General features: G+C 66.9%; 4 protein-coding genes. 1 reads left to right on the top strand and 3 read right to left on the bottom strand.

The genetic code is table 11. The features are described from left to right. Nucleotides 1-980 (top strand): SulP family inorganic anion transporter (locus VIM19_17010; GenBank protein HEY5186556.1); only part of this gene is annotated, 980 nt, incomplete at its 5' end. Nucleotides 981-1,091: 111 nt separating this feature from the next. Here the strand turns inward: VIM19_17010 and VIM19_17005 are convergent. The 3 genes from VIM19_17005 to VIM19_16995 are packed head-to-tail and all read right to left on the bottom strand — an operon-like array spanning nucleotide 1,092 to nucleotide 3,086. Beyond that, entirely contained in the window at nucleotides 1,092-2,786 is a 1,695-nt protein-coding gene (locus tag VIM19_17005) for a SulP family inorganic anion transporter (GenBank protein HEY5186555.1), read from the bottom strand. 43 nt (nucleotides 2,787-2,829) lie between these two features. Then, nucleotides 2,830-3,021 carry a hypothetical protein gene (locus tag VIM19_17000; protein ID HEY5186554.1) on the bottom strand — a complete coding sequence of 64 codons (192 nt, stop codon included), beginning with the start codon at nucleotides 3,019-3,021 and terminating at the stop codon, nucleotides 2,830-2,832. After that, the gene (locus VIM19_16995) at nucleotides 3,018-3,086 is read right to left on the bottom strand and encodes a hypothetical protein (GenBank protein ID HEY5186553.1); all 69 of its coding nucleotides are present in this window, start codon (nucleotides 3,084-3,086) and stop codon (nucleotides 3,018-3,020) included. The genes VIM19_17000 and VIM19_16995 overlap by 4 nt, the downstream gene beginning before the upstream one ends. Between the last annotated feature and the right edge of the window lie 175 nt (nucleotides 3,087-3,261).

Genomic DNA, 3,261 nt, shown 5'->3' with positions numbered 1-3,261 from the left:
TCTCGCTGGTCATGCCGGCTGTCGCGATCTTCCTGGTCAGCTACTCGGACGCCGTCCTGACCGCACGATCGTTCGCCGCCCGCCATGGCGAGACGATCGACGCGGACCAAGAGCTGCTGGCCTTCGGTGCTGCCAGCGTCGGGGCGGGCTTCACCCAGGGCATGCCGATCGGCGCCAGCGGATCACGCACGGCGGTCAACGACTCGATGAGGGCGACCAGCCAGGTCAGTGGCCTCGTCAGCTTCGGGGCCATCGGGCTGATCCTGCTGTTCCTCACCGAACCGATCCAATACCTACCCACCGCGGTCCTCGGCGCGGTGATCGTCTTCGCGTCCTTGAAGCTGATCGAGCCCGAGCAGTGGCGGGGTCTGGCCCACAGCAGCCGCGTCGAGGTCGGGATCTCGGCGGTCACTGCTTTGGTGGTGGTCGGCATCGGCGTGCTGCCCGCCATCGTGGTCGCGGTCGTGCTGTCGGTCATCGACGTCGTTCGCCGAGCGGCCACGCCCGGTGACGCAGTCCTGGGCTACTCCCGTTCCGATCAGCGGTACGCAGATGTGGACACCCACCCCCGGGCCGAGGTGACCCCGGGGGTCGTCGTGTACCGGATCCAGGAACGGCTGTTCTTCGCGAACGCCCACTTCTTCAAGCGCCGGGTGTGGGCGGCCGTCGACGGCGCCCCCAAGCCAGTGAGGTATCTCGTGCTCGACGCTGCCATGATCAGTGGGATCGACGCGAGCGCAGTCGAAGCTGTCCGCGAGGTGCAAGCCGGACTGCACAGCCGCAACATCGTCCTCGAGGTGGCCCGTGCGACCGAAGAGCTCCGTGAACAGTTCGCCCAGACCGGGCTCATTGAGCTGATCGGTCCCGAGCACTTCCACGCCACTGTCACGGCGGCGGTCGAAGCCTGCGTCGCGGGTCCGACTGGTCCTCGGGGGCAGCGGACCGATCCGGCGGACCCAGAGCGGTCACCGACGGGCTGAGACGGGCGGTTCACGTCAGGGTGTCCGCTGCGGGGTGGGTAGGTCGGGTGGGCGTGGATCGCGCGTGGCAGACGGTGCGGCCACCTCTGCCCGTGGCCGCAATCGTTCCGCTCAGGTGCTCGCGGGGGCGTCAGCGCGGAAGGCCTCCACGGCGTCCCGCAGGGACGGGAAGATGTGGGCGTTGTCGAAGTCCTCGAGCGTGCCATACCTGGTAAGCGTGGTGAGCAGGCTGGGGTCGACGTTGGCGAGGGCGAAGACCGCGCCACCCGCGTGCGCCGACTTGATGAGTCCCGCGAGGTTGAGGCTGGCCGAGTAGTCGATGTCGGCCATCGCCGAGCAGTCGAGGACCAGCCAGCGCACTTTGGTCGGTGCGGCCGCGATGAGGCCTTCGATGTCGTCGACGAACAGGCTGGCATTGGCGTAGAAGAGCTCCGCGTCAAAGCGGAACACGAGGAGCCCGGGGAGGCTCTCGGCCCCCGGTTCGGCCTTCTGATAGGTCGGCTCGCCTTCCTGGTCCACCCCGAGGACGAAGTCCTTGGGTGAGTAGGCCCGGCGCACCAGCTCCAGGATCGAGGCCACAATCGCGAGGATGATGCCCTGCTCGACGCCCCAGGCGAAGACCACCACTGCGGTGAGGCCGGCGATGAGGAACTCGCTGACCCGGGCGGCGCGGATACGTTGGAGCCCCTTGAGGTCGACCAGGCCGAGGCCGATGAGGAAGACGATCGAGGCAAGGACGGCCGTGGGCATGTTCGTGAGGAACCCGGTGAGGAACAGCACGACCACCAGCACGACCAGCGACATCGTCATGTTGGCGAGCTGGGTCTTCCCGCGCTGCTCGTCGAGGATCTCGGTCTTCGTCGGACTGCCGTTGACCACGAAGGTGCCGCTCAGGCCAGCAGCGAAGTTGGCGCCCGCCAGACCGACGATGTCGCGGTTCACGTCGACGCGCTGCTCGTGCTTCATCGCGAAGCTACGGGACGTCGCAGCGCTCTGGGCGATGATGAGGATGAAGCACGACAAGGCGATCCCCATGACCGTAGGTATGTCGCTCCACGTGATCCCCGCGGGCAGGCCGATGGGCGGGAAGCCCCCTTGGACCGGCCCGATGACCGCGACCCCGTTGGCACTGGAGTCCAACGCGTTGGACACGGCGATCGACAGGACCACCGCGATCACGGCCCCCGGAACCTTCGGCGCGAACCGCTTGCAGCCCAAGATGATGATCAATGTCCCGGCGGCGTAGGCGACCGTGGGCCCACTGGCATCGACAAGATGGGTGAGCGTGTACCACTGCTGATGGAACCAGTTGCCAGTTCCCTTGGGAATCCCCAGCATCCCCGGGATCTGACCGGTCAGTACCTGGATGCCGACGCCGGTCAGGAAGCCGATGAGCACCGAGGCGCTCAGGAAGTCGCCGAGGAACCCCAGCTTGAGCAGCCGCGCCAGAACGAGCAGCCCGCCGCAGACCAGGGCCACCAGGCTCGCCCAGGCGAGCCACTCAGCCGAGTTGGGTGAGAGCCCGGCGACGCCGAGCCCGGCCAGCCCGGCGGCCATGATTGCGGCCGTCGCCGAGTCTGCGCCCACGACAAGCAACCGCGAGGAGCCCAGGAGGGCGAAGGCAAGGGTCGGGAAGATGATCGTGTAAAGACCAGTCACCACCGGGGTCTGCGCGATCGAGGTGTAGCCCATGGTCTCCGGGATCGCTACCGCGGCCAGGGTGACACCTGCAACGACGTCGCCCGTCAGCCAGGCGCGCTTGTAGCCGCGCAACGGTTCCGGAGTCAGCTTCGCAAGAACGGACATCGAAACCTCTTCTTGGCCTAGTGATCCCGACAGACCTGCTGGGTCACCACGCGAGGGCCTTGGCTTTCAGCTGGTCGGACTCGGGCTGGGAGATAGCAGCGGAGTCCGGCAGACCTTTGGCGCTGGCGATCTGATCTGAGGCGGACGCGCCGCTCTGGGTGGGGACGCCGGCCTGGGCGTAGTGGACCTGTGCCCTCTGCATCTGCTGCTGGGACGGGGTGGCACGCTGGGTCATGCCTCCGCCCCGGCGATGAGGTAGATCAACATACCGAGGATCGGCACGACAATCATGAAGAGCATCCAGAAGGTCTCGGACGTAGGCGAAGAAGATGAAGAACTTGAACATCGCAAGCCGGAACGGACCGTTGTTGTCGGACACTCGGGACTCCCGCGCCTACGCCGCTTCTGGGCACTCGTGGTGAACCCAACTCAAGCGTCTCGCCGAGCGGCCCGCATCACCCCTGACGGGTGAACC

Source organism: Actinomycetes bacterium, from assembly GCA_036510875.1.
Taxonomy (GTDB): Bacteria; Actinomycetota; Actinomycetes; order Prado026; family Prado026; genus DATCDE01.
The sequence above is the reverse complement of the archived record's forward strand: the minus strand, read 5'-3'. Positions and strand labels throughout refer to the sequence as shown.

Coding starts and splice junctions, on each gene's coding strand:
- VIM19_17005 (HEY5186555.1), bottom strand. CDS start 2,786: ATGTCCGTTCTTGCGAAGCTGACTCCGGAACCGTTGCGCGGCTACAAG.
- VIM19_17000 (HEY5186554.1), bottom strand. CDS start 3,021: ATGACCCAGCGTGCCACCCCGTCCCAGCAGCAGATGCAGAGGGCACAG.